Source organism: Nonomuraea sp. NPDC054003, from assembly GCF_055585125.1.
Genome location: NZ_JBVJKR010000010.1, coordinates 189825 through 215528 on the forward strand (window position 1 = coordinate 189825; position 25704 = coordinate 215528).

Below are 25704 nucleotides of genomic sequence, written 5' to 3' on the forward strand. Positions count from 1 at the left end.
GTCCCGGGCCGCCCAACGTTCGGGGGTTGGACAGACGGTCGACCTCCGCCGACGAGGCGGGGGAAGGAGAGCACAGATGCAGACCCGGGCGCGGATTCTCATACCGCTCCTCGCGGCGGGCCTGGCCGCAGCCGCCTGTACCGGTGGCGGCGGCACCGCCGCACCGACACCCGCGACCTCCCAGGCGGGCAGCCCGCCCGCCCAGGGCAACGCCGGCGCGCTGCCCCGCAACGAGACGCTGTACACGACCGGCACCCAGTGGGGCCCGCCGGCCAACTTCAACCCGATCCGCGAGTGGGACTCCGCCACCGGGACCAAGGGCCTGGTGTACGAGACGCTCTTCCACTACGACCCGAACGCGGGCAAACTCGTCCCCTGGATCGCCGAGAGCGGCAGCTGGACGGACGACAAGACGTACGAGGCCAAGATCCGCCAGGGCGTCACCTGGGCCGACGGCAAGCCGCTGACCGCCAAGGACGTCGCCTTCTCCTACGGCCTCGGCAAGATGGAGACGGTCCCGTTCCACAACATCTGGGACTGGCTGGAGAACGTCGAGGCGGTCGACGACCAGACGGTCCGCTTCTCCTTCTCCGAGGCCAACTACCAGGAGTGGGACTTCAACCTCTACAGCCGCGTGATCGTCCCCGAGCACGTGTGGAGCGGCCGCTCCGAGGAGGACGTGCTCAACGGCGTCAACGAGAACCCGGTGGGCAGCGGCGCCTACAAGTACCAGAGCCACGACCAGGACCGCGTGGTCTGGGTCAAGCGTGACGACTGGTGGGGCAAGACCGCGCTCGGCATGGAGCCCAAGCCCAAGTACATCGTGGACGTGGCGAACCCCAGCAACGAGGTCGCCATGGGCATGCTGCTGCAGAAGGGCCTGGACCTCAGCAACAACTTCATGCCCGGCGTGGCGAACCTGATCAACGGCAACTTCGGCATCACCTCGTACTACGACGAGCCGCCGTACATGCTGTCCGCCAACACCGCCTGGCTGGTGCCCAACACCACCAAGAAGCCGATGGACGACCCCGCCTTCCGCAAGGCGCTGGCCACCTCGGTCGACGTCAAGAAGATCGTCGAGGGCGTCTACGGCAACCTGGTCAAGGCGGCCAGCCCGACCGGCCTGCTGCCGCAGTGGGACCAGTTCGTCGACCAGGCCGTGGTGAGCTCCGACGGCTTCACGTTCAACACCGACGAGGCCAAGAAGATGCTGGCCGACGCCGGATACCGCGACCGCGACGGCGACGGGCTGGTGGAGAACAAGGACGGCTCGAAGATCAGCCTGACCATCGAGGTGCCCACCGGCTGGACCGACTGGATGGAGGCGGCCCGGGTCATCTCCAGCAGCGGCAAGGCGGCCGGCATCGAGATCACCCCCGAGTTCCCCGACTTCAACGCCCTGGTCGAGAAGCGCGGCAAGGGCAACTTCGACCTGGTCATCAACAACGAGCGCCAGCTGTCCAGCAGCCCGTGGACCTACTACGACTACATGTTCCAGCTCCCGATCCGGAAGGTGCAGAACACCACCAACTTCGGGCGCTACGAGAACAAGGAGGCCTGGGAGCTGGTCCAGCAGCTCGACAAGGTCAAGACGGACGACGTCGAGGGGATGAAGGAGGTCATCTCCAAGATCCAGAAGATCCACATGGACGACATGCCGATCATCCCGCTCTGGTACAACGGCATGTGGGCCCAGGCCAGCAACGCCACCTGGAAGAACTGGCCCTCCGCGGCGGAAGGCGCCCCCAAGCACGCGCCCACGATGTGGCGCAACTGGATGGAGCTCGGCGGCTTCGAGACGCTGACCCAGCTCCAGCCGGCGGCCGGCTGACCTGACACAACGGCGCCCCCTCCGCCCGTCCTCCGGGCGGAGGGGGTCCCTTGGGGAGATCTTCGTGCGCCAATACTTCGGCAGGAAACTGTTCATCTACGGCCTCACCTTCGTGGCCGCCGTCACGGTCAACTGGGTGATCCCGCGCTTCATGCCCGGCGACCCGGTCGCGAGCATGCTGGCCAGGGCCCGCGTCTCACAGCCCGAGGCCGTCGAGGCGATGCGGGTCTACTACACCAACCTCTTCGGCTTCGACGAGCCGATCTGGCAGCAGTACCTGAACTTCTGGGGCGCGCTCTTCCGGGGCGACTTCGGCATCAGCATCTACGTCTTCCCGGTGCCGGTGACCGACCTGATCATGGGCGCTGTTCCGTACACGCTGGGGTTGATGATCCCGGCGGTGCTGCTCAGCTACTGGGTGGGCAACCGGTTCGGCGCGTTCGCCGCGCGCAGGAAGCTGCTGGACAACACCGTGCTGCCGGTCGGCTACGTCCTCACCGCGACCCCGTACATGTGGCTGGCCGTGCTGCTGGCCTGGGGGTTCGGCGTGGTGGCCGGATGGTTCCCGATCGCCGGCGGCTACAGCTTCTCGCTCACGCCGAGCTGGTCCTGGACGTTCTTCGTGGACCTGCTGCACCACTGGGCGCTGCCGTTCCTGTCGCTGTTCCTGGTGGCGCTGGGCGGGTGGGCGATCGGCATGCGCAACATGATCATCTATGAGCTGGAGTCGGACTACTCCAACTACCTGGCGGCGCTCGGCGCGCCGGCCAAGCTGATCCGCCGCTACGCCTACCGCAACGCGATCCTGCCCCAGATCACCGGCCTGGCGCTGCAGCTCGGCGTGCTGGTCGCGGGCGCGCTGGTCACCGAGATCGTCTTCTCCTATCCGGGGATCGGCAGCCTGATTCTCAAGGCGATCCAGAACCAGGACTTCTTCCTGCTGCAGGGCTCGTTCATGTTCATCGTCATCGGGGTGCTGGTGGCCAACTTCATCATCGACATCGTGTACGTGCTCATCGACCCACGCACGCGCACCGGGATGGCGGGAGCGCAGGCATGACCGCGACGACGGCACTGCCCACCGAGGAGCGCGTGGTGCGCCGCGAGGCGCTCTACTTCGCCGTACGGAACCCGAAACTGGTCATCGGCTTCTCCATCGTGCTCGTGCTCGCGCTGACCGGCCTGTTCGGGCCGGTCATCCTGGGGGTGGACGCGCCCAACGAGTACGTGGCGATGCCGATGCTGCCGCCCTCGTCGGAGTACTGGTTCGGGACGACCACACAGGGACAGGACGTCTTCGTCCAGTTCGTGTACGGGCTGCGGACCACGATCCTGGCCGGCGCGATCGGCGGCGGCATCGCGGCCGTGATCGCCATGGTGATCGGGTTCGTCGCCGGTTACCGGGGCGGGATGGTGGACGAGGTGCTCAACATGCTCACCAACATCGTGCTGGTCATCCCGACCCTGGCCGTGCTGCTGATCATCAACGCCTACCTCGGCATCCGCAGCGTCGGCATGCAGGCGCTGCTCATCGGCCTCACCTCCTGGCCGTGGGCGGCGCGGGCGATCCGGGCCCAGACGTTCTCGCTGCGGTCCAGGGACTTCGTCGACCTGGCCAGGCTGAGCGGGGTCGGCACGCCCAGGATCATCGCGCGGGAGATCGCGCCGAACATGAGCTCCTACCTGTTCATGACGTTCATCCTGCTGTTCGGCAGCTCGGTGCTGATCGCCGCCTCGCTGGACTTCATCGGGCTCGGGCCCACGGAGGGCGTCTCGCTCGGGCTGATGCTGCAGAACGCGACCCAGTGGAGCGCGCTCCAGCTCGGCCTCTGGTGGTGGTTCGTGCCGCCGGGCGCGGCCATCACCGCCGTCGTCGGCGCCCTGTACGTGGCGAACGTCGGTCTGGACGAGGTCTTCAACCCGAAGTTGAGGGAAACATGAGTCTGCGGGTCAGCGAGCTGAGGGTGCACTACAAGACACTCAGAGGCGATGTGAAGGCGCTCGACGGGGTCTCCTTCACCATGGACGACGGGGAGATCCTCGGCCTGGCGGGCGAGTCCGGCTGCGGCAAGACCACGCTGGGCAAGAGCCTCATCCGCATGGACGGCCGGATGCGCCACGTCGGCGGCACCGTCGAGCTGGACGGCCGCGAGCTGCCGATCGGCGACGACCGGGCGATGAACGACTACCGCTTCCACGAGATCTCGCTCATCCCGCAGTACTCGATGAGCGCCATGAACCCGACCCGCCGGATCGGCAGGATGGTGACCGAGCTGCTCCGCTCGCGCGGCGTGACGCTCGACAGGAAGGAGCTGGAGAGCCGGATCGGCATGGTGGGGCTGCCGCGCGAGGTGCTCGACCGCTACCCGATCGAGCTGTCCGGCGGCCAGAAGCAGCGCATGGTCATGGTCATCTCCACGCTGCTCGACCCGGCGCTGCTGATCGCCGACGAGATCACCTCCGCGCTCGACGTGTCCACCCAGAAGGCGGTGGCCAAGGCGCTGCTCGGCTTCCGCGACGGCGGCTACGTCAAGAGCATGATCTTCATCACCCACGACCTGGCGCTGACCTCGCACATCGCCGACACGGTCATGGTGATGTACGCGGGCAAGCTGGCGGAGAAGGCGCCGTCGGAGAAACTGATCAAGGCGCCGAAGCACCCGTACACGAAGCTGCTGATCAACTCGCTGCCGGAGATCGGCGTCCGCTACGAGGAACGCAAGCTGGCCGGCATCCCCGGCAGCCCGCCGTCGCTGCTCAACCCGCCGCGGGGCTGCCGCTTCCGCGACCGCTGCCCGCTGGCCGGCGACGAGTGCGCCGAGGAGCCGCCGGTGAACGAGATCGAGCCCAACCACTTCGTCGCGTGCTGGAAGGCCTGATGCTGAAAGTCGAGAACGTCACCAAGGTCTACAAGGTCGGGACCTTCGGCGGGCGGACGCTGACGGCCGTGGACGCGGTGAGCTTCGAGGTGCGGCCCGGCGAGGTCGTCTCCCTCATCGGGGAGAGCGGCAGCGGGAAGAGCACGATCGGCAAGATGATCCTCGGCCTGATCCCGATGACCGGCGGGACGATCACCGTCGACGGCGTGCCCGTCAGGCCGGGCCGGGACTACTACCGGTCCGTCCAGGGCGTCTTCCAGGACCCGTTCAGCTGCTACAACCCGGTCTTCAAGGCCGACCGGGTGTTCCAGCTGATCAAGGACAGCTACTACCCGTCGGTCCCCGGCAAGGAGTGGACCGAACGGGTCCACTCGGCCATCGAGGACGTGCGGCTCAACCCGCGCGAGGTGCTCGGCAAGTTCCCCCACCAGCTCAGCGGCGGCCAGCTGCAGCGCCTGCTGATCGCCAGGGCGCTGCTGCTCGACCTGAAGCTGCTGATCGCCGACGAGATCACCAGCATGCTCGACGCCTCCACCCGCATCGACGTGCTCAACCTGCTCGCCGAGCTCAAGGGCCGCGGGCTGAGCGTGCTGTACGTGACGCACGACCTGTCGCTCGGCCACTACCTGGCCGAGCGCACGGTCGTGCTGCGCAGCGGCGCGGTCGTCGAGATGGGGCTGACGCACAAGGTGTTCGACGACCCCCTGCACCCCTACACCAGGCAGCTCCTGTCGTCCGTCCCCCGGCTGCACGCCCCGTGGGAGGACGCCCCGCCGGTGGAGACCTGCCTGTATCACGAGCGCGGCGCGACCGGCGGCCTGTACGAGGCCGAGCCCGGTCACTTCGTGGCCTGCGCCAAGCTCGACGACTGCTGAAGGAGAACCACGTGAGCTCGTACCGACCCCTGCACGACGGCTGGGTCCTGTCGGCCGCATCGGGGGACGTGCCCGCCACAGTGCCTGCCACAGTGTCCGCCACGGTGCCCGGTTGCGTGCACACCGATCTGCTCGCCGCCGGTCTCATCGACGACCCGTACCTGGACGACAACGAGAACCGGCTGGCCTGGATCGGCCGCACCGCGTGGACGTACACCACCGTGTTCTCCTGGTCGGGCGACGAGCACGAGCGCACGGACCTGGTGTGCGAGGGGCTGGACACGGTGGCCGAGATCGCCCTGAACGGGGTGCGCGTCGCCGCCACCGCCAACCAGCACCGCTCCTACCGGTTCCCGGTGCGCCACCTGCTGCGCGAGGGCGAGAACACGCTGACCGTCACCTTCGGCTCGGCGCTGGAGTACGCCGAGGAGCGGCGGGCCGCGCTCGGGTCCCGCCCCGGCGCCTACGAGGCGCCGTACGCGTTCATCCGCAAGATGGCCTGCAACTTCGGCTGGGACTGGGGGCCCGCCCTGGTCACCGCCGGCATCTGGCGCCCGATCGGGCTGGAGAGTTGGACCGGCGCCCGGCCGGCCGCGGTCCGCCCGCTCGCCACCGTCGCCGCCGACGGCTCGGGCCGGGTGGACGTGCACGTGAGCGTCGAGCGCGCCACCGAGGCGCCGCTCACCCTGGTCGCCGAGGTGGCCGGGGTCTCGGCGGAGGTGCGGCTCGCCGCCGGTCAGCGGACCGCCGTCGTGCCGCTGACCGTGCCCTCGCCCAGGCTGTGGTGGCCTCGCGGGTACGGGGAGCAGCACCGTTACGAGCTGGCCGTGCGGCTCGGGGAGTCGTCGTGGACCGGGAAGATCGGGTTCCGGACGGTCGAGCTGGAACGGGAGGCGTTCAGGCTCGTCGTCAACGGCACGCCGGTGTTCGCCCGCGGCGTCAACTGGATCCCCGACGACTGCTTCCCGTCCAGGATCACCCGCGACCGGCTCGCCGCCCGCTTCGGCCAGGCCGTCGGCGCGGGCGTCAACCTGCTGCGCGTATGGGGCGGGGGCCTGTACGAGAGCGAGGACTTCTACGACCTGGCCGACGAGCTCGGGCTGCTGGTGTGGCAGGACTTCCCGTTCGCCTGCGCGGCCTACCCGGAGGAGGAGCCGTTCCGGTCGGAGGTGGCCGCCGAGGCGCGCGAGCACGTGACCAGGCTCGCCCCGCATCCCAGCCTGGTGCTGTGGTGCGGCAACAACGAGAACCTGGAGGGGCACGCCGACTGGGGCTGGCAGGACGAGCTGGCGGGCCGGAGCTGGGGCGGCGGCCTCTACCACGACCTGCTGCCGTCGATCGTGGCCGAGCTGGACCCGACCCGCCCGTATATCCCCGGCAGCCCGTTCTCGGCCGACCCCGCCGCCCCGCCGCAGGACCCGTCCACCGGCACCATCCACATCTGGGACGTCTGGAACCGGGAGGACTACCGCCACTACGCGACCTACACGCCCCGGTTCGTGGCCGAGTTCGGCTTCCAGGGGCCGCCCGCGTACGCCACGCTCCGCCGCGCCGTCTCCGGGGAGCTGGCCGCCGACGCCCCGCTGGTCCTGCACCACCAGAAGGCCGACGACGGCAACGGCAAGCTGCTGCGCGGCCTCGGCGACCACCTGCCCGCGCCGGGTTCGTTCGACGACTGGCACTACCTGACCCAGCTCAACCAGGCCCGCGCCATCACCTTCGGCGTCGAGCGGTTCCGCGCGCTGGCGCCGTACTGCATGGGCACGATCGTCTGGCAGCTCAACGACTGCTGGCCGGTCACCTCCTGGTCGGCGGTCGACGGCGACGGCAGGCGCAAGCCGTTGTGGTACGCGCTGCGCCGCCTCTACGCCGACCGGCTGCTCACCGTGCAGGGTTCCTCGGTGGCGGTGGTCAACGACTCGGGCACGGCGTGGCAGGGCTCACTGCTGGTCACGCGCCTCGGGCTGGACGGGGAACCGCTGGCCAAGGACGTCCTGGAGGTCTCGGCGGAACCCCGGTCGGTGGCGCGGGCGCCGCTCCCGCCTTCGGTCGCCACCCCCGACGACCCTTCCCGCGAACTCCTCTCGGTCCGCCTCGGCGACTCGCGCACCCTGTCCTTCTTCGCCGAGGACCCGGCCGTGGCCTTCCCTCCGGCGTCCTACGACGCTTCCGCCGACCGGGTGGACGGCGGCTACCGCGTGACGGTCACCGCCCGCACGATCCTCCGCGACCTGGCCCTCTTCCCGGACCGCCTCGACCCCGCCGCGTCGGTGGACACCATGCTGGTCACCCTCCTACCGGGCGAGACCGCCACCTTCCACGTCACCTCGGACGCCGCCCTGGACCCCTCGTCGCTCACCTCGCCCCCGGTCCTCCGCTGCGTCAACGAGCCGTGACCGAGGTGCCCAGCAGGCGGTCGTGCAGCATCCGCCCGTCCCGGTCCGCGAACGACCAGAGCGCGTCGGCGGCCAGCCACAGCACCCCGTACTCGGGCCACAGCACGGCGACGGGGAAGAGCAGCGCCCGCAGCGCCGCCTTCCCCGGCCCGGCGCCCTCCACCCGGAGCCCGAGCAGCCGTTTGCCGACGGTCGTGCCACGCGGGATCCACACGTACAGGAACAGCAGCGCCAGCAGGGCCAGATCCTGACCCACCGGTAGCGTCCCCGGCTCCCAGTGGGAGAGCAGCCCCCCGAAGTCACGGCTCTCGGGGAGCAGCGGCATCACCAGGCCGAGCGCCGCGCAGAAGATCACGTAGTCGGCCAGCAGCGCCGCCGCCCTGAGCCCGGTCCCTTCGGCGGCCTGGCCGGGACGGCGCGGCATGCCGAGCGAGGCGGCCAGCACCAGCAGGGCCGCGAGCAGGTAGCAGACCTGGTCACGCCCCCAGCAGTCAGCCATGGCCACGAACCACTCCGGGCTGAGAACCGTCAGCGAGAAGTCCTGCGCGGTGACCGGCCCCGCCGCCGCCACCGCCACCAGCCCCCACGCGACCCGCCGCCCCACCGCCTCCGGATCGCTCTGCCGCAGGCAGCCAAGGAACCCGGCCAGCACCAGCACCGCCGGGAGCGCATACCAGTAGGCGACTTCCGCGACCGCGCCGAGGTCGCCGACCAGCGGCGACAGCACCGGCGTCGGCTTCGAACCGCTGTAGAGGCGGACCATGCCGTAGACGTCGCCGTGGTCCTCGAAATCCTCCAGCCCGGCCCACTCCAGCGTTTGCAGCGGTTCCGGCGCCGACCACTCCTCCCACAACCACCACGTGGGCAGGAGAGCGATGAAGACGGCGGCTGCCCAGGCGGCACGGGATAACGGGAGCACGACCGCAAACCGTACTAGCTATAGATCACCGACAGAAAACGCACCAGGATCGCCTCCCGCAGCTCGGCCGGGAGCGCGTCCAGCACGGCGTTGACCACGGCCATCCGAGGCTGCCCGGACCCCGGCCGCAGGTCCACCCCCACCGACGCGGCCAGCTCGGCGAAGGTCGCGTCGTCCAGGGCGTCCAGGTCCAGCCCGGTGATCAGCTCCACCAGCCCGTCGGGGACAACGGGAGGCCCGAGCCGCCGGGCGGCCTCCGCCGACTCGGCGATCACCTTCAGCATCGCGTCCACCCCGGCCAGCGTGACCCCCGTGACCGTGATGTGCAGGTTCGCCGGGATCCCGGCGTACGAGAGCTGCGGCTGCAGGAACCACCCGCGCGCCCGCGCCTCGTCGGCGAGCACGAACACGTCCACGTCGTCGGAGGTGAAGGCCACCAGCGTCGATCCCGAGCCCAGCACCCGCAGCCCGCCGATCCCGGCCAGGCCCGCGCGCAGCCGGTTCGCCGCCTCCAGCGTGGCCCGCCCCAGCTCGACGTACCCCTCCCGGCCGAGGGCTTGGAGGGTCGCCCAGGCCCCGCCCAGCGGCCCCGCCGACCGGGAGCTCTGCACCGTCGCGTTGATGATCGTGTAGCCGGGCCAGGCCGCCGACGCGAAGTACGCCCGCCGCCGCATCGCCGGGTCGGCGAACAGCACCACCGACGCCCCCTTCGGCGCGTACCCGAACTTGTGCAGGTCGCAGGAGATCGACGTCACCCCCGGCACCGACAGGTCGAACGGCGGCACGTCCGCGCCCGCCTCGCGCAGCCACGGCAGCAGCCAGCCGCCCACGCACGCGTCCACGTGGCAGAACACGCCCGCCTCAGCTGCGATCGCCGCGATCTCGCCGACCGGGTCGATCACCCCCTGCGGGTACGAGGGAGCGGACGCGACGACCAGCACCGTGTCCTCGTCCATCGCCGCCGAGACCGCCCGCACGTCGGCCTTGAACGTCCCCAGGTCCACCGGCACCGGCCTGACCTCCACCCCTAAGTAATGGGCCGCCTTGTGGAAGGCCGGGTGGGCGGTGACCGGCAGCACCAGGTTAGCCCGGGGCCGGGAGGCCGCGTCGCGGGCCGCCTTCACCGCCAGCATGATCGACTCGGTGCCGCCGCTGGTGAAGATGCCGTGGCCGCCGCCTAACAGGTCCGCGACGGCGCCGACGACCTGCTTCTCCATCTCGACGATGCTCGGGAACGCCGTCGGGTCCAGGCAGTTGACCTCCAGCATCGCCGCATAGGCGCGGGCCGCCGCGTCGTGCACCTCGGGCCGCCCGGTGTCGTACACATAGGAGGTCACCTGGCCGCCGCGCACGGGCAGGTCGTGTTCGGTGAGCCGGGCGAGTTCGGCCAGCAGGTCCTCGGCCGTCTTCCCGATACGGGGCAGGTTCAATGGTCCTCCTCAGCGGCCGAACCTAATTCTGTTATTCGGTTCCGTCAATCGTCCGATGGAAAGGCAGCGCGAAACCGGCTTTGCCTCCCTGTTAGCGTTATTGCAAATCTAGGGGGGTGAGCGCATGGCCGCTAAAGGGGACGAATCCGAGGCCCCGCGCAGGCCCGCCGTGCTGGGCGACGTGGCAGCACTGGCGGGGGTCTCGGCGATGACGGTCTCGCGGGTGCTCAACGCACCGCACCGGGTGCGGGCGGAAACCCGCGAGCGCGTGCTCGCCGCCGTACGCGAGCTCGACTACTGGCCCAACCTGGCCGCCCGCCAGCTCGTCACCGGCCGCTCGGGCGTGCTCGGCGTGGTCAGCATCGACACGACCCTGTACGGTCCCGCGTCCACTCTCTACTGCATCGAGCAGACCGCCAGGCTCAGCGGCTACAGCGTCAGCATCGCCAGCCTGAGCCTGCTCAGCAGGCGGTCCATCGAGGAGGCGGTGCGGCGGCTGCGCGCCCAGGCGGTCGACGGCGTCGTCATCCTCGCCCCGCACGAATCCGCCGCCGACGGCCTGCGCCACCTGCCGCGCGACCTGCCCGTGGTGGCGGTCGACGCCGGTGAGGACATCCCCGTCCCCGTCGTCACCGTCGACCAGCGCGCCGGGGCGGCCAGGGCCACCCGCCACCTGCTCGACCTGGGCCACCGGACCGTCCACCACCTGGGCGGGCCGGTCGACTGGCTGGACGCCAACTACCGGATCGACGGCTGGCGGCAGGTGCTGGAGTCCTCGGGCCGCCCGGTCCCCGAGCCGCTGCGGGGCGACTGGAGCCCGCGCTCCGGCCACGAGCTCGGCCGGCGCCTGGCCGACGACCCCTCGGTGACGGCGATCTTCGTGGGCAACGACCAGATGGCGCTCGGCCTCATGCGCGCCCTGCGCGAGGCGGGCCGCCGGGTGCCGGACGACGTGAGCGTGGTCGGGTTCGACGACATCCCTGAGGCGGCCTACTTCTGGCCGCCGCTGACGACGGTCCGCCAGGAGTTCGGCGAGGTCGGCAGGCACGCCTTCCACCTGCTGCTCGACCGCATGGCGGGCCACACCGAGCCGGCCCGCCGCCTGGTCGAACCTCAGCTGGTCGTACGGGAGAGCACCGGCCCCGCCCCCGGCTGACCCTCAGCGGCGGAACCAGTGGGGGTGCGACTTGACGAAGGTGATCAGGAACAGCGTCTGGATGCCGCCCTCAACGAGCAGGAAGAGGCCGCCGTCGACGCCCTGCAGCACGGAGCCGCCGTTCAGCCCACCCCAGACGGCGACCAGCGCCTGGATCAGCGAGCTGACGATGATCGGCAGGGTGTAGATCGCGAACGTGCCGAGGGCGACCGTCGCGGCGGGGACGAGCAGCACCGCGTAGATCCGCACCGCCCGCCGTTCGTGGGCGGACAGCTCGGCGCTCGGGTCGGCGGGGGGCCGCGCCCGCCTCACGACGGCGACCGCCCGGCGGAGCAGGTAGCGGGCATAGCCGAGCCCGTCGCCGAACAGGTTGCGGCAGCGCAGGAGGTCGGCGAGCACGAAGTAGAAGTCGGTCCGCATGTAGACGTGCGCCTGTATCGGCACGCTCAGCATGGTGACCAGCGCGAGGGCCCGCAGGAGCGCCGCGACCCCCTCCGGCGGGTTCGCGTGGGCGAGCACGAGCAGCAGGATCGCCAGGAGGAAGAGGTCGCAGTAGGTCCCGGCCAGGTAGACGCGGTAACGCGAGCGCCTCGGCACCGACCAGATCGCGGTGACGTCCGTCTGCACGACCAGGTTGTGCAGCCGGGTGCCGAACCCGATGCGCGCCGGAGTGCCGAGCGACCGCGCGGCCGCCAGGTGCATCAGCTCGTGCAGGCTGATCACCACCGAGAACATCGCGGTGTTGACCAGCGTCGTGAGCCCGATGTAGTCGCTCCAGAAGAAGTCGTGGTACACCGGCACCAGATCGGGCCGGCCGAACAGGGTGACGAGCGCCGCGCCGACCACGACCGCGCACAGCACCCCCATCGGACGGCCGAAGAGCCAGCTCACGTGCCTCTCCGTCAGCCAGGGCAGGTGGGGCGGCGGAGCCTCGTCGGCCGCGTCCGGCAGGTCCGCGCCGTTCAGCCGGGCGACGAAGCCGAGGTCGACGAGTGCCTCCACGAGCTGCACGACATCCAGCTCGACGTCGTGCTCGTCCTCGATCCGGCGCTGGACCACGCCGATCGGGAGGCCGTCGCCCAGCAGCCCGATCGCCTTGCCGTAGAGGGCGGGCAGGCTGACGAACTCGCCGAGCTCCGGCCGCCCGACGATGACGCTGTCCGGGTCGTCGTCCGCCTGGATGCTCAGCGGGCGCAGCAGGAGCGTGCCGGTCGAGTCGATGGCGACGGGCGCCGTCATCCGCCCACCGAGTCACAGGCGGGGCACTCGTCGTGGCGCACCACGTCCACGGCGTAGGTGTGGTCCCAGACCGCGAAGTTCCAGTGGAAGATCCGTCCGCGCGCCTGGGTGTGCAGGCCGCCGAGGTGGTACAGCACCTCCAGCGCGCACAGGTGACCGCTGATGTTGGCGCTGGCGGCGACCACCGCGTTCGGCGGACGGCCCTCGGCGAAGAGCTGTCGCTCCCCCGAGGCGTCCTTCCTCGCGTCCTCGTCACGGCGCGCGCAGAGCCAGCATCCCGTCTCGCCCGGGTGGAAGGAGCCGACCACCGCCATCGGCCCGGCGTAGAAGCTGACGAACCACGGCGTTCCCGTAAGCAGTGCGGCCTCGTTCGTCCAGAGCATGATGTCCGGCTGGGGCTCGTCGGCGCAGAGCACGAACACGTCGCAGCCGGCCATCAACGCGGCTATGTCGTCGGCCCCGGTCGCCTTGACGTCGCTGCCCGTCACCGTGACCAGGCTGTTCAGCGCCCGAAGCCGGGCGACCGCCCGCTCGACCTTGGACTCGCCGATGTCCTGCTCGGTGTAGAGGAGCTGCCGGGTCAGGTTGGATTCCTGGACCTCGTCGAAGTCCGCCACGTGCAGGGCGCCGACGCCGCTCGCCACCAGGCCCGCCGCGACGGCGGACCCGGTGCCGCCCACGCCCAGCAGACCCACCTTGGCTTGCTTGATCTTCGACTGGACGGTGTAGGGGGACTCCCGCGGGACGGTGTCGATCCAGGAGTAGAAGTGGCTGGCGCGCGCGTACCTCTCCAGCTCCCGTGCGGAGAGGTTGCCGGGCGGCTCCGCCTCGGCATCCTCGACGAACCCCTCGTCGATGAGCGCCTCGACGATCTCGCGGACGTTCTCCCGGTCCACCTCCGGACTGCTCGCCAGGAAGCCGGAGCAGATCTGCTCGATATCCCGGGTGCCGTCCATGAGGGTGAGAATTCGCGCGATGTTCCCTTCGGCGTCGTCCTGCAATTCGGCGGCCACGCCGTACTGACCGAGGCCGATTCTTATCCGGCCGTCCGGGAGGACCATCGGCAGATGAACGCGTTTGACACGAGGTTTCCGCATGCGCGCACTCTTTCGTTGCATGGAACGCCGGAGCCGATCGACACTCGATCGGCTCCGGCGTGTCGTCCTGGCTCAGCCGCTGCCCTCACGGAGCTTGGTCGTCTCGATCTTCTCGAGCTTGCGGACCTTGAGCTCAAGCTTCTTGGTCTCGTTCTTCTGCGTCTCCATGCCCACCTCCCGGTGTATTTCCGCGCCGTCAATTCGATCCCTGAGGATGTCCAGAATCTACGGACCGCCGCCATGGCCGCTCTACATCACCGACGGTGGCGGGTGCGTGACGGCGGCGGAGCGGCCACCGAGCAGGCCGTCTCCCCGCGAACGGGCAGGTAGATCACGACCTTCCGGACACGCCCGGAAAGCCCTTTGCGCCCGGCACGGCGACGACCTAAAATCGGCACGCCAACCCGTCGAGCCGCACCCCCAGCGAGCATGACCGAGCGGCGGATCACTGCCGGCGATCTCCTCTATGAATGTCCAGGGCGGAGCGACACTGGATGCGTTTCGAGATCCTAGGCCCACTCCAGGTGATCCAGGACGGCCGGCACCACTTTCTCGGCAACGCCCGGAAATTACGGACACTGCTCGCCGGTCTCATCTCCAGGGCCGACCAGCCGGTCTCCAGCGATTTCCTGTCCACCGTTCTGTGGAGTGACCGGCCGCCGGTCTCGGCGCGCAGCAATCTCCAGTCGTACGTGCATCAGCTCCGCGTCCAACTGGGCGCGGAGCGACTGCTGAGAAAGCCGGAAGGATATCTGCTCGTCACCCACGGCGAGGTGGACGCGGCGCAGTTCCGGAAACTCGCGGCGGAGGGGTCGGCGGCTTTCGACGGAGGAAATCACGAATCCGCCGGTCGCTGTTTCCGGCGCGCCCTGGATCTGTGGCGGGGGCCCGCGTTCGCCGAATTCCTCGACTCCGGGCCGATCGCGGAGGAGGCGCTGTCCCTCGAACAACTCCGGCTCACCGTCCACGAACGCTGGGCGGAGACCGAGCTGGCACTCGGGCGGCACGCGGAGGCGGTGGCCGAGCTGCGCGAGGTGGCGAAGGCCCACCCCTACCAGGAGAGCCTGCACGCGCTCCTCATGCTCGCCCTCTACCGGTCCGGCCGTCAGACCGAGGCCCTGGAGGCCTACGCCGCCGTCCGCGACCTGCTCGCGGACGAGCTGGGCCTCGAACCGAGCCCCGTGCTGCGCCGCGTGCACGAGGCGATACTCCGCGGCGACGAGCGGATCGACCTGCCCGCGAGGTCGGGCGCGTGGCCGTCGACCGGAGGCGCTGTGGTCCCTCGCCAGCTCCCGCCCACGGTCGCCGACTTCACCGGCCGGGACGACGAAGTGGCGACGCTCAGGGACGCGCTGTCCCCCGCCCGGCGCCAGGCGCCGACGATCTGCGCGATCTCCGGCATGGGCGGGGTCGGCAAGACCACGCTCGCCCTGCACGTGGCGCATCAGCTCGCCGGCGCGTTCCCGGACGGCCAGCTCTACGTCGGCTTCACCGGCGCCGACGACCGCACCGCCGTGGCCCGCGCGCTGGAGTCGATGCTGCGCGCCCTCGGCGTCGAAGGAGCCGCCGTCCCTGAGTCGATCGGCGACCGCACGGCCCTCTACCGGTCGCTCCTGGCCGACAAGCGGATGCTCGTGGTGATCGACAACGTGGCCGACGAATCGCAGGTCAGCCCCCTGCTGCCGGGGTCGGGCGCCTGCGGCGTGCTGATCACCGGCCGTCCCCGGCTGGTGGGCCTGGCCGGCGTCCGGCACCTGCGCCTGGACGTCTTCCGGCCCGCCCAGGCCATCGAGCTGCTGGCCCGGATCACCGGGCCGGAACAGGTGCGGTCCGCGCCCGGGGAGGCGACCGAGATCGTCCGGCTCTGTGACCACCTGCCGCTCGCCGTCCGTGCCGCGGGGGCGCGCCTGGCGTCCCGGCCCGACTGGCCCCTCGCCCGCATCGCCGATCTCCTGCGCGACGAGCGACGCCGCCTCGACGAGCTCGCGGTCGGGGACCTCACCGTACGGGCCTCGCTCGGGCTGAGCTACACGGCACTGTCGCCCCCGGCCCGGCGCCTCTACTACCTGCTCAGCGTGCTGCACACCCCCGACTTCGCGGGCTGGGTCGCCGCGGCCGTGCTCGACACGTCCCCGGAGGAGGCCGAGCGCCGCCTCGGCGAGTTGCTGAGCGCCAACCTCCTCACCGTCGCGGGCACCGACGCCGCAGGCCAGTCCCGCTACCGCTTCCACGACCTGATCCGCCTGCACGCCCGCGACCGCGCCGACGCCGAGGCCGCCCCGCACGAGATCCACGCGGCCGTGACCCGCGCGCTCGGCGGCTGGCTGGTCCTCGCCCGGCGGGCCGACACCGGGCTGCCCGGCAGAGTCTTCCCGACGCTCCCGGCCGAAGGCGCGCCGCACGAGCCGCACGTCGAGATCTCCGATGCCTGCGCCTGGTTCGAGGCCGAAAGAGGCGCGCTCCGGGCCGCGGTGGCGCAGGCCGCCGCGCTCGGCGCGCACGACCTGTGCTGGCAGCTCGCCGATGCGGCCGTCAACTTCTTCGAGCTGCACGACTACTACGACGACTGGGAGTCGACCGGCCGGATCGCGCTGGAGGTCTGCGAGCGCGCCGGGGACGCGCGCGGCCGCGCCTTCATGCTGCGCGACCTCACCGAGTGCCTGCGCATGGGGCCCAGGCACGCCGAGGACGAGGCGCTGGACCACGCCCTGTCCGCTGTCGCGCTCTTCGAGAGCTTGGGCGACGTCCACGGCGAGGTCGACGCCCGGATTCTCGCCGGCACCGCGTTCCTGGTCCGGGGAGAGCCCGGAAAGGCCGTGGCCTACCTCGACGCGGCGCTGGCGAAGGCGAGGGACGCCGGCTACGTGCTGGGTCAGGTCGAGGCCGAGTGGCAGCTCGGGTACGGCCACCGGGTCCTGGGAGACCCCGAGCGGGCCACCGTCCACCTGGAGGCCAGCCTGCGACTGGCCGAGGACGTGCCCCTCCCGTCGCAGCTGTGCCGGATCCACAGCCTGCTCGGGATCGTACGGCGGGAAGAGGGCAGCCTCGTCGAGGCCGAGGCGCACTTCACGCGCGGCGTGACGCTGGCCCGTTCGCTCCGGAGCCTGAGCGACGAGATCACCATCTTGCCGCACCTCGGCATGACCTACGTCAAGCTGCGCGACCCGCGGGCCAGGGACGTGCTCGGCCGGAGCATCCGGCTGGCCCGCCGGTGGAGGGCGCGATTCCAGGAGGCCACGTCGCTGGGCGCGCTCGGCGAGCTCGAAGCGGCCGAGGGCCACCATGCCCTCGCCGTCGCCCACACCGTCGCCGCCCTGGAGATCTGGCGCGAGCTCGCCAGCCCCTTCCATGAGGCGCAGGCCCTGAAGTTCCTCGGCGCCCTGCACGCGACCGCCGATCCGGACCAGGCCCGTACGGCCTGGAGCGCGGCCCGGCGGCTCTTCGCGCAGCTCGACAACCACACCGAGGTGAAGGAGCTCACCACGCTGCTCGAAACCGTCAGGACAGGTGGATGACGTTCCAGCTCACCGGGGGGAGGAGGACGCGCATCGGGTCCTGTTCCACGTTCTCGTTGGGGCGCGGGGCCACCTGGTCGGGGTCGTCGGCGGTGTTGCGGGCGTAGACGTCCGGGCCGGTGAGGGTGGTGGCGGAGGTGATGCGCGCGCCGCCGAGGGCGCGGGCGTCGATCTCCAGCGAGAGCGGCCCGTCCGTGGCCCGGTTGACGGCGAAGATCGTGACGCCCTCGTCCGAGAGAGCACCGCACCTATCTCAAGCTGATACGTCCTCTCTCGAAGCCCTCTCCCTGAGAGACACCCCTTCTTGGGGAAGACAGAGCAGGGACGGTCGAGGCGCTGACCGCCATTCGACACGAGCTGATGCCGTATCACTCGGGCGGGATGACTCTCCCCGAGGTCAGGAGAGGAAACAGCGCGTTCCGGAGCGCCACCGTAGTCCGTGCGATCTGTTCATGCGCGGTGATTTTGTCGCTCAAGGCATGGAGGGTACGGCCTATCGTCCCCTGCACCTCCGCAGGAGGAAGCACCACAGGCAGGGTTCCCAGAACGCGAGTGTTGATGCTGGGAAGCACGCTCCCGGCGGAATTGCGAGTCAACCAGTCAAGCACCCATGGGGAGCTCAGATAGTCGCTCAGGTACTGCGGGTCGACTGCCTCTCTTGGACGAATCCTGATCAGCCCTGTTCCACATATCCACCCTTCGTGCGCGGAGGTCACCAGGGCGTGCCGACCGAACGTTCCTGTCCGCGTGCAGACGATGTCACCCTCCGCGAGCCGATAGTTTGCCAGCTTGCCGGCAGTGTCCTCATCTACTCGGTCAAAGGTTCCTGAGATACGCCCGCCGTCGAGGTTGCGTGGCTTGACGACGCCCACAGAACCGTCGTCCGAGGCGCGGGTGAAACGGGTGAAGGGGCCCGAAGTAAGCTCGCTGATGTCGACGAGGGTCACTTCGCGCCAGCCCGGCGGCAACTCGCCGAACGGGGATTCGAGGATCTGAGCTCGCCTGATCACCTGTTCCATCGCCAAGTCGGCCCTCGCCGCCTGTTCCTGTAGACGATCCAGCTCACGGAGAAGCGTTGCGATGTCTTGACGGCAGTCGTCCGTACTGGCGGCGGGCTTCCTGATGGCGTACTTGCCGGGCGTGAGGTCGTAGTCGCTGCTGCTCAGTTCCTCAGTCGTCACGACGGCGGTGGGCAACGCCTCGCGAGCCGGAACCACACCCGCACGCCAGTTGGCGAGAACATCCCGAATCGCCTCGTGGTCCTCCTCAGAAAACTCTCGCCGAGCACGTTGTGACAACCGGCCCAGCCCTGTGGCGTCCACCAAGAGAAGCTCCTGCCGGGGGTGCGTAGAGCGGTGCAGGACCCAGATAGTGGCGCCGATCGCCGTGCCGTAGAAGAGCATCGGAGGCAGTGCAATGACTGACTCGATGCAGCCGTCCGCCACCATGGCCTGCCGGATCACGCGCTCGCGTCCTCCACGGAAGGCGGCTCCGGCCGGCATGACGACCGCGGCACGCCCACCTGGCTCTAGCCGCTCCAGCACCAACTGCAGCCAGGCGAAGTCCGCGTTGCCTCGAGGCGGCGGTCCGTAGAGCCAGGACCTGTTCAACGCCGGATCTTCCCGCGACCAGTCGCGTATGCCGAATGGAGGGTTCGCGACGATATAGGAATAGCTGGACAAGGCTTGACCGGGACGGCTCAGGACGTCGATCGACTGACTGCCTAGCTTGGCGTCGACACCGTGCAGCGCCATGTTCATCTTGGCCAGGACCAGGGCCTCGGCATTGAGGGCGTCGCCGTGGACGGTGAGGCCCGGGGTTTGAAGGGCCGCGGTGAGCAGGATTTCCCCCGAGCCGCAGCATGGATCGTAGATCTCCCCAGGCGCCTCGGCGGCGAGAACGTCCACCAGAACGCGGACGACGGACGGAGGCGTGTAGAACTCCCCGCCACGTTTGCGCTCCAACATGGCGAAACGATCCAGCAGAGCGCGAAAAGCTCCAGCGCCGCCCAGTTCACCAACCGCGGTGTCGGCGAACTCGACGAGCTCCGCGGAGATGTTCGTGTCCACGTTGAGGGCCGTGTCACCAGTTCTGAGCTTGCTGACGATGGGGGTCGTCCGTGCGGTTGCGTCACCTCGGCTGCCTGCGAGGACGTCTGACCACTCAACTCGATCCTGCGCTCGCGTATAGATCAGGCTGAGCACCAGATCGCGGTAACGGACGATGTCGTAGGTCCCTCTCAGCCGCTCCAGCGTCCGCCACAAGTCGGCTGTCGTGGGGAGTTCGCTCCTGAATGCAGGACGGGCCTGCGGGAGCTGTGCTGCAGGGCTCGCGAGATTCCTGCGAAACCGTTCGCCGAAGGTCGCGCCTGGCCGCTCATCCGCCAGGAGCGCGTTGCTCGGGATCCTGCGCTGGTCGAGCCACTCCAGTACGGCCTCGACCAAGAACAGTTGCTCTCCTTCGACGAGTCGCGGCCGGGGATATTCCTTGTGACGGCGCTCCCAGTTGCTCACGGCAGGGCGTTTCACCTGAGCCAGTCGCGCGATCTCGGCCCGGGAGACGAAACCCTGCGGAGAGGTCAAGGTCTCGTCCCCACGGGTCGGCGGGTCAGCACCTCCGGCACCCGGTCAAAGGCTCGCAGCCAGCCGACGAACTGCGGCTCCACGTAGCCCAGCAACTTGTAAATCTTGGCATGGTCCGCTGCCAGATGCCGGTGATGGATCGGCTCATGATGCATGATGCGATTTCGCAGGAGGACCATAGTCTGCAGACTGTCACGTAGAGACTCTCTCCTGCCCGAATAGCGCGGGAACGCCCGGTGCAAGGCCGGGACCCACAAGTGCCGATCGTATTTCCGGCTCAGGAGCGATACCCAGAAGCCGAACGACAGCTCGGTGACCACGTCATCAGCGGAGGGCAAGCTGACGCCCTTCCTGGCCAGCTTCTGCTTCGCCGTGGCGACCTTCGCCGTCTCGGACTCGTGCAAAGGAGCCACCCGCCACCATTCGTCCGTCCCGAACCGGGTCCGCAGCCGGTCGTGTTCGGCGTTGCGCAGGCAGATCTCCAGGCAGTGCAGCGGCCCGTAGAACGCTTCGGAGACCTGGACGTTCCACTGGTACAAGTCCCATGCGATCAGACGATCACCCGAGAGCGCGCCGAGATAAGGGGCGAAGCGCGGTACGGAGATCACCCGCTCAACCCATCCGGGCAGTTCGGTATGCAAGGCGGCCCCTCCGAAGTCATGGCTGACGTGCAGCGGCGCCTCGGGTATGCTGAGTTTCGTAAGCCCCGGGTCCGCCTCTGCTCTGCATGCCGCCCGGGGCACGGCTTTTCCTGACCAGTAGCCGTTATGAATCCCGCCTCGGAAGGCTTTCACTGTGCCACCAGGGTACAGCCATGCGACCATCTTAAACAAGTGTATTGACGCTACAAAAACTGTTAACCCTGGAGAGAAGCTCAATCGCATACGCCGCTGGCGGAGATCGAGGAGGCCACCCATCTCCACCAGCGTGCACACGTACGTGCGGGTTGGAAAGGTCTTCAGGACAGGTGGATGACGTTCCAGCTCACCGGGGGGAGGAGGACGCGCATCGGGTCCTGTTCCACGTTCTCGTTGGGGCGCGGGGCCACCTGGTCGGGGTCGTCGGCGGTGTTGCGGGCGTAGACGTCCGGGCCGTTGAGGGTGGTGGCGGAGGTGATGCGCGCGCCGCCGAGGGCGCGGGCGTCGATCTCCAGCGAGAGCGGCCCGTCCGTGGCCCGGTTGACGGCGAAGATCGTGACGCCCTCGTCCGCGTGGGTGGCGACCGCGTGCAGCAGCGGCACCTCCCCGTACTGGGCGGTCTCGTACAGGGGAGAGACCGGCTCGACCCGCAGCACGTCGCCGGCCGCGTGCCGGCTGGCCTGGGCGAACGGGTGGAAGGTGGTCTGCCGCCAGGCCCGCCCGCCCGGCTCGGTCATGATCGGCGCGATCACGTTGACGAGCTGGGCCAGCGAGGCGGCCGTCACCCGGTCGCTGTTGCGCAGCAGGGTGATGAGCAGCCCGCCGAAGGCCACCGCGTCCGCCAGGTGGTAGTGGTCCTCCAGCAGCGGCGGCGCCACCGGCCAGTCCCGCGGCGGCTCGGCCGCCTGGAAGCGCGACAGGTACCAGACGTTCCACTCGTCGAACGAGATGTCGATCCGCTTGCGCGACTTGAGCCGGGCCCCCACGGAGTCGGCGGTGGCGACGACCGAACGGATGAAGTACTCCATGTCGGTCGAGCAGGCCAGGAAGCTGCCGAGGTCGCCGTCCTTCTCCTCGTAGTAGGCGTGGCACGAGATGAAGTCGACGACGTCGTACGTCTCCTCCAGCACGGTCGACTCCCACGCGCCGAACGTCGGCATGGTCGAGCCGGAGCTGCCGCACGCGACCAGCTTCAGGCCGGGGTCGACCATGCGCATGGCCCTGGCGGTCTCGGCGGCCAGCCGGCCGTACTCGCGGGCGGTCTTGTGGCCGGTCTGCCAGGGGCCGTCCATCTCGTTGCCGAGGCACCACATCCGGATGTCGTGCGGCTCCTTGGCGCCATTGGCGGCGCGCAGGTCGGACAGCGCGGTGCCGGACGGGTGGTTGCAGTATTCCAGCAGGTCGAGCGCCTCGGCGATGCCGCGGGTGCCGAGGTTGACCGCCATCATCGGCTCGACCCCCGCCTTGCGGCACCAGCGCACGAACTCGTCGACCCCGACCTCGTTCGTCTCGGTGCTGTGCCAGGCCAGGTCGAGCCGGCGGGGGCGGCTCTCCTTGGGGCCGATGCCGTCCTCCCAGCGGTAGCCGGAGACGAAGTTGCCGCCGGGGTAGCGGACGGTGCTGACGCCCAGCTCGCGGGTGAGGTCGAGGACGTCGCGGCGGAAGCCGTCCTCGTCGGCGCCCGGGTGGTCCGGCTCGTAGACGCCGGTGTAGACGCACCGGCCCAGGTGTTCGACGAAGGTGCCGAAGGTCCGGCGCCGCACCGGCGCCACCCGGAACGCGGGATCGATCGTGAGGCGGGCGTCGTGCACGGGGGGCTCCTCGCGGTTGGTGGTGCTCCAGAGATTGTTAGCGTTATCAACCCGCGAGGTCAAGGGCGTGGCAAGCGCTTGCCGCACAAACCTTGACAGCGTGCTTGTTACCGCTAACACTCGGGTAACCCCGCCGAAACATGACCCATAGCCACCCCAGTGCCCCTTGGTGTTAGCGAGAACATTCCTCGGCGAAGGAAGAGGCCACTGTGCAAGACCCCCCAGCCATCACCCGCCGGCACCTGCTCGGCGGAAGCCTTGCCCTCCTCGGCGCCGCCGCCTCCGGCTGCGCCATCCCCGTGGGACTCGGTTCGTCCCAGACCCGCGTGAAGTACTGGCACTTCCTCGGCGCGAGCGACGGCATCATCATGAACCAGATGGTCGGCGCGTTCGCCCGGGACAACCCCGGCGTCTTCGTCGAGGAGAACGTGCTCGCCTGGGGCGAGCCGTACTACACGAAGATCGCCATGGCGGGCGCCGGCGGCCGGTCGCCCGACGTCGCGACCTTCCACCTGGCCAGGCTCGCCGGCATCGGCGCGGGCGAGATCCTCGACCCCATCAACGTGGACCTGCTGACCGAGGTCGGCCTCCGGGCGGCCGACTTCAGCCCGCCCATCTGGGAACGCGCCCACTACCAGGGCACGCTGTACGCGGTGCCGTTCGACGCGCACCCGATGGTGCAGTACTACAACACCGACCTCTGCGGGCGGGCCGGCCTGCTCGGCGCCGACGGCAAGCTGCGACCCACCACCGGCGCCGACCAGCTCCTGGAGCAGCTCCGCAAGGCCAAGGAGGTGCTCGGCGGCAAGCCGCCGCTGGTCTTCGACGCGCTCGGCCTCGGCACCGTCGGCCCCTGGCGGGTGTGGTACTCGCTCTACCCGCAGAGCGGCGGCACCCTGCTCTCGGAGGACGGCGGCCAGGTCACCATCGACGACCAGAAGGCGCTGGAAGCACTGCGGTTCATGCGCCGGCTCGGCGAGGAAGGGCTGTGTGACCCGACCACCGACTACGGCGCCTCGGTGGCCAAGTTCACCAACAGCGAGGCCGCGTTCCTGTGGAACGGCGACTGGGAGGTCACCGGCCTGAAGGAGCGCAAGACGCCGTTCAGCATGACGCGCTTCCCCAGCGTGTTCGGCAGCGGCGCCGCCCAGGCCGACTGCCACGTGTTCGTGCTGCCGCACCAGCGCGACCGCGACCCCGAGGTGGAACGGGCGACCTACCAGTTCATCGCCTACCTGGTGAAGAACAGCGCCGACTGGGCGGTGGCCGGCCACGTGCCCTCCTACCTGCCCGCACTCCAGGAGCCCGACTACCTGGCGCTCCAGCCGCAGTCGGAGTACCGCTCCGTCATCACCGACGTCGCCCTCGACCCCCAGGTCTGGTACACCGGCTCGGCCTCCCGGCTGTGGATCGAGTTCGGCGGCGCGTTCTCCCCGGTCATCAGCGGTGAACGCACGCCGGAAGAGGGGCTGGCCAACGCCAAGGCGGCGCTGGGCCGGCTGATGTCCGCCCCGAACCCCTTCCCCGCCGAGGAGCGATGATGACGACCACCGTCGCCGCCCCCGCCACCACAGCCCCCGCCGCCAAGGCCCAGGTCAAGCGGAGCTGGACGCAGCACGGGCTGCTGTTCGTCGCGCCCTTCCTGCTGGTCTACGTCGCCTTCCTCGTCTGGCCGACGCTGCTCGGCCTGCGCATGAGCTTCACCGACGTCAACATCGCCGGCAGCAACGACCGCTTCGTCGGCTTCTCCAACTACGCCGAGGCGTTCGGCGACCCGCGCATGTGGCGCTCGCTGTGGAACACGCTCGTCTTCACCGTGCTCAGCACGGTCCCGCTGGTGCTCCTCGGCCTGGGCCTGGCCCTGCTGGTGCACAACCTGCGGTTCGTGCAGTGGCTGTGGCGGCTGTCGTTCTTCGGCCCCTTCCTGCTGCCCTCGGCCGTGGTGTCGATCCTGTGGCTGCAGATGATCTACCCGCCCGAGTACGGCCTGCTCAACGGCACGCTCGGCACCGACGTCCTGTGGCTCGGCGACCCCGGCACGGCCATGTGGTCGGTGGTGCTCACCACCGTCTGGTGGACGGTCGGCTTCAACTTCCTGCTCTACCTGGCCGCCCTGCAGTCGATCCCGCAGCACCTGTACGAGGCCGCCGCCATCGACGGGGCGTCCGCCTGGGACAAGCTCAGGTCCATCACGCTGCCGATGCTCGGCCGTACGACGGCGCTGATCGTCGTGCTGCAGCTGCTGGCCTCGCTCAAGGTGTTCGACCAGATCTACCTCATGACCGGCGGCGGGCCCGAGGACGCCACCCGGCCGATCATCGAGTACGCCTACGACGTCGGCTTCACCGGCTACCGCATCGGCTACGCGTCAGCCGTCTCCTACATCCTCTTCGTCCTGATCGTCATCGTCTCCCTGGCGCAGCTCCGGCTGTTCCGCAAGCGCGCGGAGGTCTCCTCATGACCAAGCGGTTCAGCGTGAGCCAGCTCGTCCTGCTGGTGGTCGCCTCGGTGCTGGCCGTCATCTGGATCGCCCCGATCGCCTGGGCGGTGGCCACCTCGCTCAAGCCCGAGGACGAGACCACCAAGCTGCCGCTGGAATGGTTCGGCAGCACCGTCACGCTCGACGCCTACGAACTCGTGCTGGGCACCGGCGGCATCATCACGTGGGCCGTCAACTCCACGGTGACCGCGGTGATCGTCACGTTCCTGACCGTCCTCTTCTCGGCGATGGCCGCGTACGGGTTCGCGCGCACCCAGTTCAAGGGGCAGCGGGCGCTGCTGGGGCTGATCCTGGCCGGGATCATGGTGCCGCCGCAGGTGCTCATCGCGCCGCTGTTCGCCGAGATGGTGTCGCTCGGGCTGGTCGACACCTGGTGGGCGATCATCCTGCCGCAGGTGGCGGCGCCGCTGATCGTCTTCATCCTGTACAAGTTCTTCCAGGACGTGCCGCCGGAGCTGGAGCAGGCCGCGTTCGTGGACGGGGCCGGCCGCTGGCGGGTGTTCTTCACGATCGTGCTGCCGCTCTCGCGGCCGGTGCTGGCCGCGGTGTCGATCTTCACGTTCATCACCACGTGGAACAACTTCCTCTGGCCGTTCCTGGTGTCCACCGACCCGAACACGATGACCCTGCCGGTCGGCCTGGCCAACGTGGTGCAGGGCACCTTCGGCCTCCGGTACGCGCAGATCATGGCCTCGGTGGTGCTCGCCGGACTGCCGCTGATGGTGGTGTTCGTGCTGTTCCAGCGGCAGATCGTACGCGGCGTCGCGCACACCGGGCTGGGGGGTCAGTAGCTCCTCTTTAGGGGGTGCCCGGCGCGGCCCCATGGGCCAGGG

At 69.6% G+C, this 25704-nt stretch carries 19 protein-coding genes; 11 read left to right on the forward strand and 8 right to left on the reverse strand.

The window, feature by feature from the left end; all coding sequences use genetic code 11:
- Positions 1-76: 76 nt before the first annotated feature.
- From ACZ6YG_RS26565 to ACZ6YG_RS26590, 6 genes are all read left to right on the forward strand, one after another.
- On the forward strand, positions 77-1834 hold the full coding sequence (locus tag ACZ6YG_RS26565) for an ABC transporter substrate-binding protein (protein WP_466019479.1): 1758 nt from the start codon (positions 77-79) through the stop codon (positions 1832-1834).
- Positions 1835-1898: 64 nt separating this feature from the next.
- On the forward strand, positions 1899-2894 hold the full coding sequence (locus ACZ6YG_RS26570) for an ABC transporter permease (protein WP_148035514.1): 996 nt from the start codon (positions 1899-1901) through the stop codon (positions 2892-2894).
- A complete protein-coding gene (locus ACZ6YG_RS26575; protein ID WP_148035513.1) occupies positions 2891-3775 on the forward strand; it encodes an ABC transporter permease in 885 nt (294 codons plus the stop codon). Before ACZ6YG_RS26570 ends, ACZ6YG_RS26575 begins: the two co-directional genes overlap by 4 nt.
- Positions 3772-4713 (forward strand): ABC transporter ATP-binding protein, encoded by a 942-nt coding sequence (locus tag ACZ6YG_RS26580; RefSeq protein WP_148035512.1) that lies wholly within the window; start codon positions 3772-3774, stop codon positions 4711-4713. Before ACZ6YG_RS26575 ends, ACZ6YG_RS26580 begins: the two co-directional genes overlap by 4 nt.
- Positions 4713-5588: an ATP-binding cassette domain-containing protein gene (locus ACZ6YG_RS26585; RefSeq protein ID WP_364229270.1), complete on the forward strand. Its 876-nt coding sequence runs from the start codon at positions 4713-4715 to the stop codon at positions 5586-5588. The genes ACZ6YG_RS26580 and ACZ6YG_RS26585 overlap by 1 nt, the downstream gene beginning before the upstream one ends.
- An 11-nt stretch (positions 5589-5599) precedes the next feature.
- Positions 5600-7984, forward strand: a complete 2385-nt coding sequence (locus tag ACZ6YG_RS26590; protein ID WP_466019480.1) for a glycoside hydrolase family 2 protein — start codon at positions 5600-5602, stop codon at positions 7982-7984.
- Here ACZ6YG_RS26590 and ACZ6YG_RS26595 read toward each other — a convergent pair.
- A complete protein-coding gene (locus ACZ6YG_RS26595; protein WP_466019481.1) occupies positions 7971-8903 on the reverse strand; it encodes an RDD family protein in 933 nt (310 codons plus the stop codon). The two genes, ACZ6YG_RS26590 and ACZ6YG_RS26595, sit on opposite strands and share 14 nt — an antisense overlap.
- A 14-nt stretch (positions 8904-8917) precedes the next feature.
- On the reverse strand, positions 8918-10333 hold the full coding sequence (locus ACZ6YG_RS26600) for a pyridoxal phosphate-dependent decarboxylase family protein (RefSeq protein ID WP_466019482.1): 1416 nt from the start codon (positions 10331-10333) through the stop codon (positions 8918-8920).
- A gap of 124 nt (positions 10334-10457) precedes the next feature.
- Between ACZ6YG_RS26600 and ACZ6YG_RS26605 the strand changes: the two genes are divergently transcribed.
- Entirely contained in the window at positions 10458-11489 is a 1032-nt protein-coding gene (locus ACZ6YG_RS26605; protein ID WP_219542838.1) for a LacI family DNA-binding transcriptional regulator, read from the forward strand.
- Between the two features lie 3 nt (positions 11490-11492).
- On the opposite strand, the gene ACZ6YG_RS26610 is transcribed toward ACZ6YG_RS26605, so the two are convergent.
- Together ACZ6YG_RS26610 and ACZ6YG_RS26615 are read right to left on the reverse strand one after the other, a co-directional pair.
- Entirely contained in the window at positions 11493-12728 is a 1236-nt protein-coding gene (locus ACZ6YG_RS26610) for a hypothetical protein (protein WP_466019483.1), read from the reverse strand.
- Positions 12725-13825: a TOMM precursor leader peptide-binding protein gene (locus tag ACZ6YG_RS26615; RefSeq protein WP_466019484.1), complete on the reverse strand. Its 1101-nt coding sequence runs from the start codon at positions 13823-13825 to the stop codon at positions 12725-12727. Before ACZ6YG_RS26615 ends, ACZ6YG_RS26610 begins: the two co-directional genes overlap by 4 nt.
- A 494-nt stretch (positions 13826-14319) precedes the next feature.
- On the opposite strand from ACZ6YG_RS26615, the gene ACZ6YG_RS26620 reads away from it, so the two are divergent.
- Positions 14320-17340 (forward strand): AfsR/SARP family transcriptional regulator, encoded by a 3021-nt coding sequence (locus ACZ6YG_RS26620; RefSeq protein ID WP_466019485.1) that lies wholly within the window; start codon positions 14320-14322, stop codon positions 17338-17340.
- Here the strand turns inward: ACZ6YG_RS26620 and ACZ6YG_RS26625 are convergent.
- From ACZ6YG_RS26625 to arfA, 4 genes are all read right to left on the reverse strand, one after another.
- Positions 17324-17557: an alpha-L-arabinofuranosidase C-terminal domain-containing protein gene (locus tag ACZ6YG_RS26625; protein ID WP_364229784.1), complete on the reverse strand. Its 234-nt coding sequence runs from the start codon at positions 17555-17557 to the stop codon at positions 17324-17326. The genes ACZ6YG_RS26620 and ACZ6YG_RS26625 overlap by 17 nt on opposite strands.
- A gap of 151 nt (positions 17558-17708) precedes the next feature.
- Complete coding sequence (locus ACZ6YG_RS26630) at positions 17709-19922, reverse strand: type I restriction-modification system subunit M/S (protein WP_466019486.1); 2214 nt, start codon at positions 19920-19922, stop codon at positions 17709-17711.
- Entirely contained in the window at positions 19919-20746 is an 828-nt protein-coding gene (locus tag ACZ6YG_RS26635) for a hypothetical protein (protein WP_261808948.1), read from the reverse strand. The genes ACZ6YG_RS26630 and ACZ6YG_RS26635 overlap by 4 nt, the downstream gene beginning before the upstream one ends.
- Before the next feature lie 134 nt (positions 20747-20880).
- Positions 20881-22371 (reverse strand): arabinosylfuranosidase ArfA, encoded by a 1491-nt coding sequence (gene arfA, locus ACZ6YG_RS26640; protein ID WP_466019487.1) that lies wholly within the window; start codon positions 22369-22371, stop codon positions 20881-20883.
- A 209-nt stretch (positions 22372-22580) separates the two neighbouring features.
- Between arfA and ACZ6YG_RS26645 the strand changes: the two genes are divergently transcribed.
- The 3 genes from ACZ6YG_RS26645 to ACZ6YG_RS26655 are packed head-to-tail and all read left to right on the forward strand — an operon-like array spanning position 22581 to position 25662.
- Complete coding sequence (locus ACZ6YG_RS26645) at positions 22581-23912, forward strand: extracellular solute-binding protein (RefSeq protein WP_466019488.1); 1332 nt, start codon at positions 22581-22583, stop codon at positions 23910-23912.
- Entirely contained in the window at positions 23912-24832 is a 921-nt protein-coding gene (locus ACZ6YG_RS26650) for a carbohydrate ABC transporter permease (RefSeq protein WP_219543052.1), read from the forward strand. The genes ACZ6YG_RS26645 and ACZ6YG_RS26650 overlap by 1 nt, the downstream gene beginning before the upstream one ends.
- Complete coding sequence (locus tag ACZ6YG_RS26655; RefSeq protein ID WP_397196138.1) at positions 24829-25662, forward strand: carbohydrate ABC transporter permease; 834 nt, start codon at positions 24829-24831, stop codon at positions 25660-25662. Before ACZ6YG_RS26650 ends, ACZ6YG_RS26655 begins: the two co-directional genes overlap by 4 nt.
- Positions 25663-25704 lie beyond the last annotated feature (42 nt).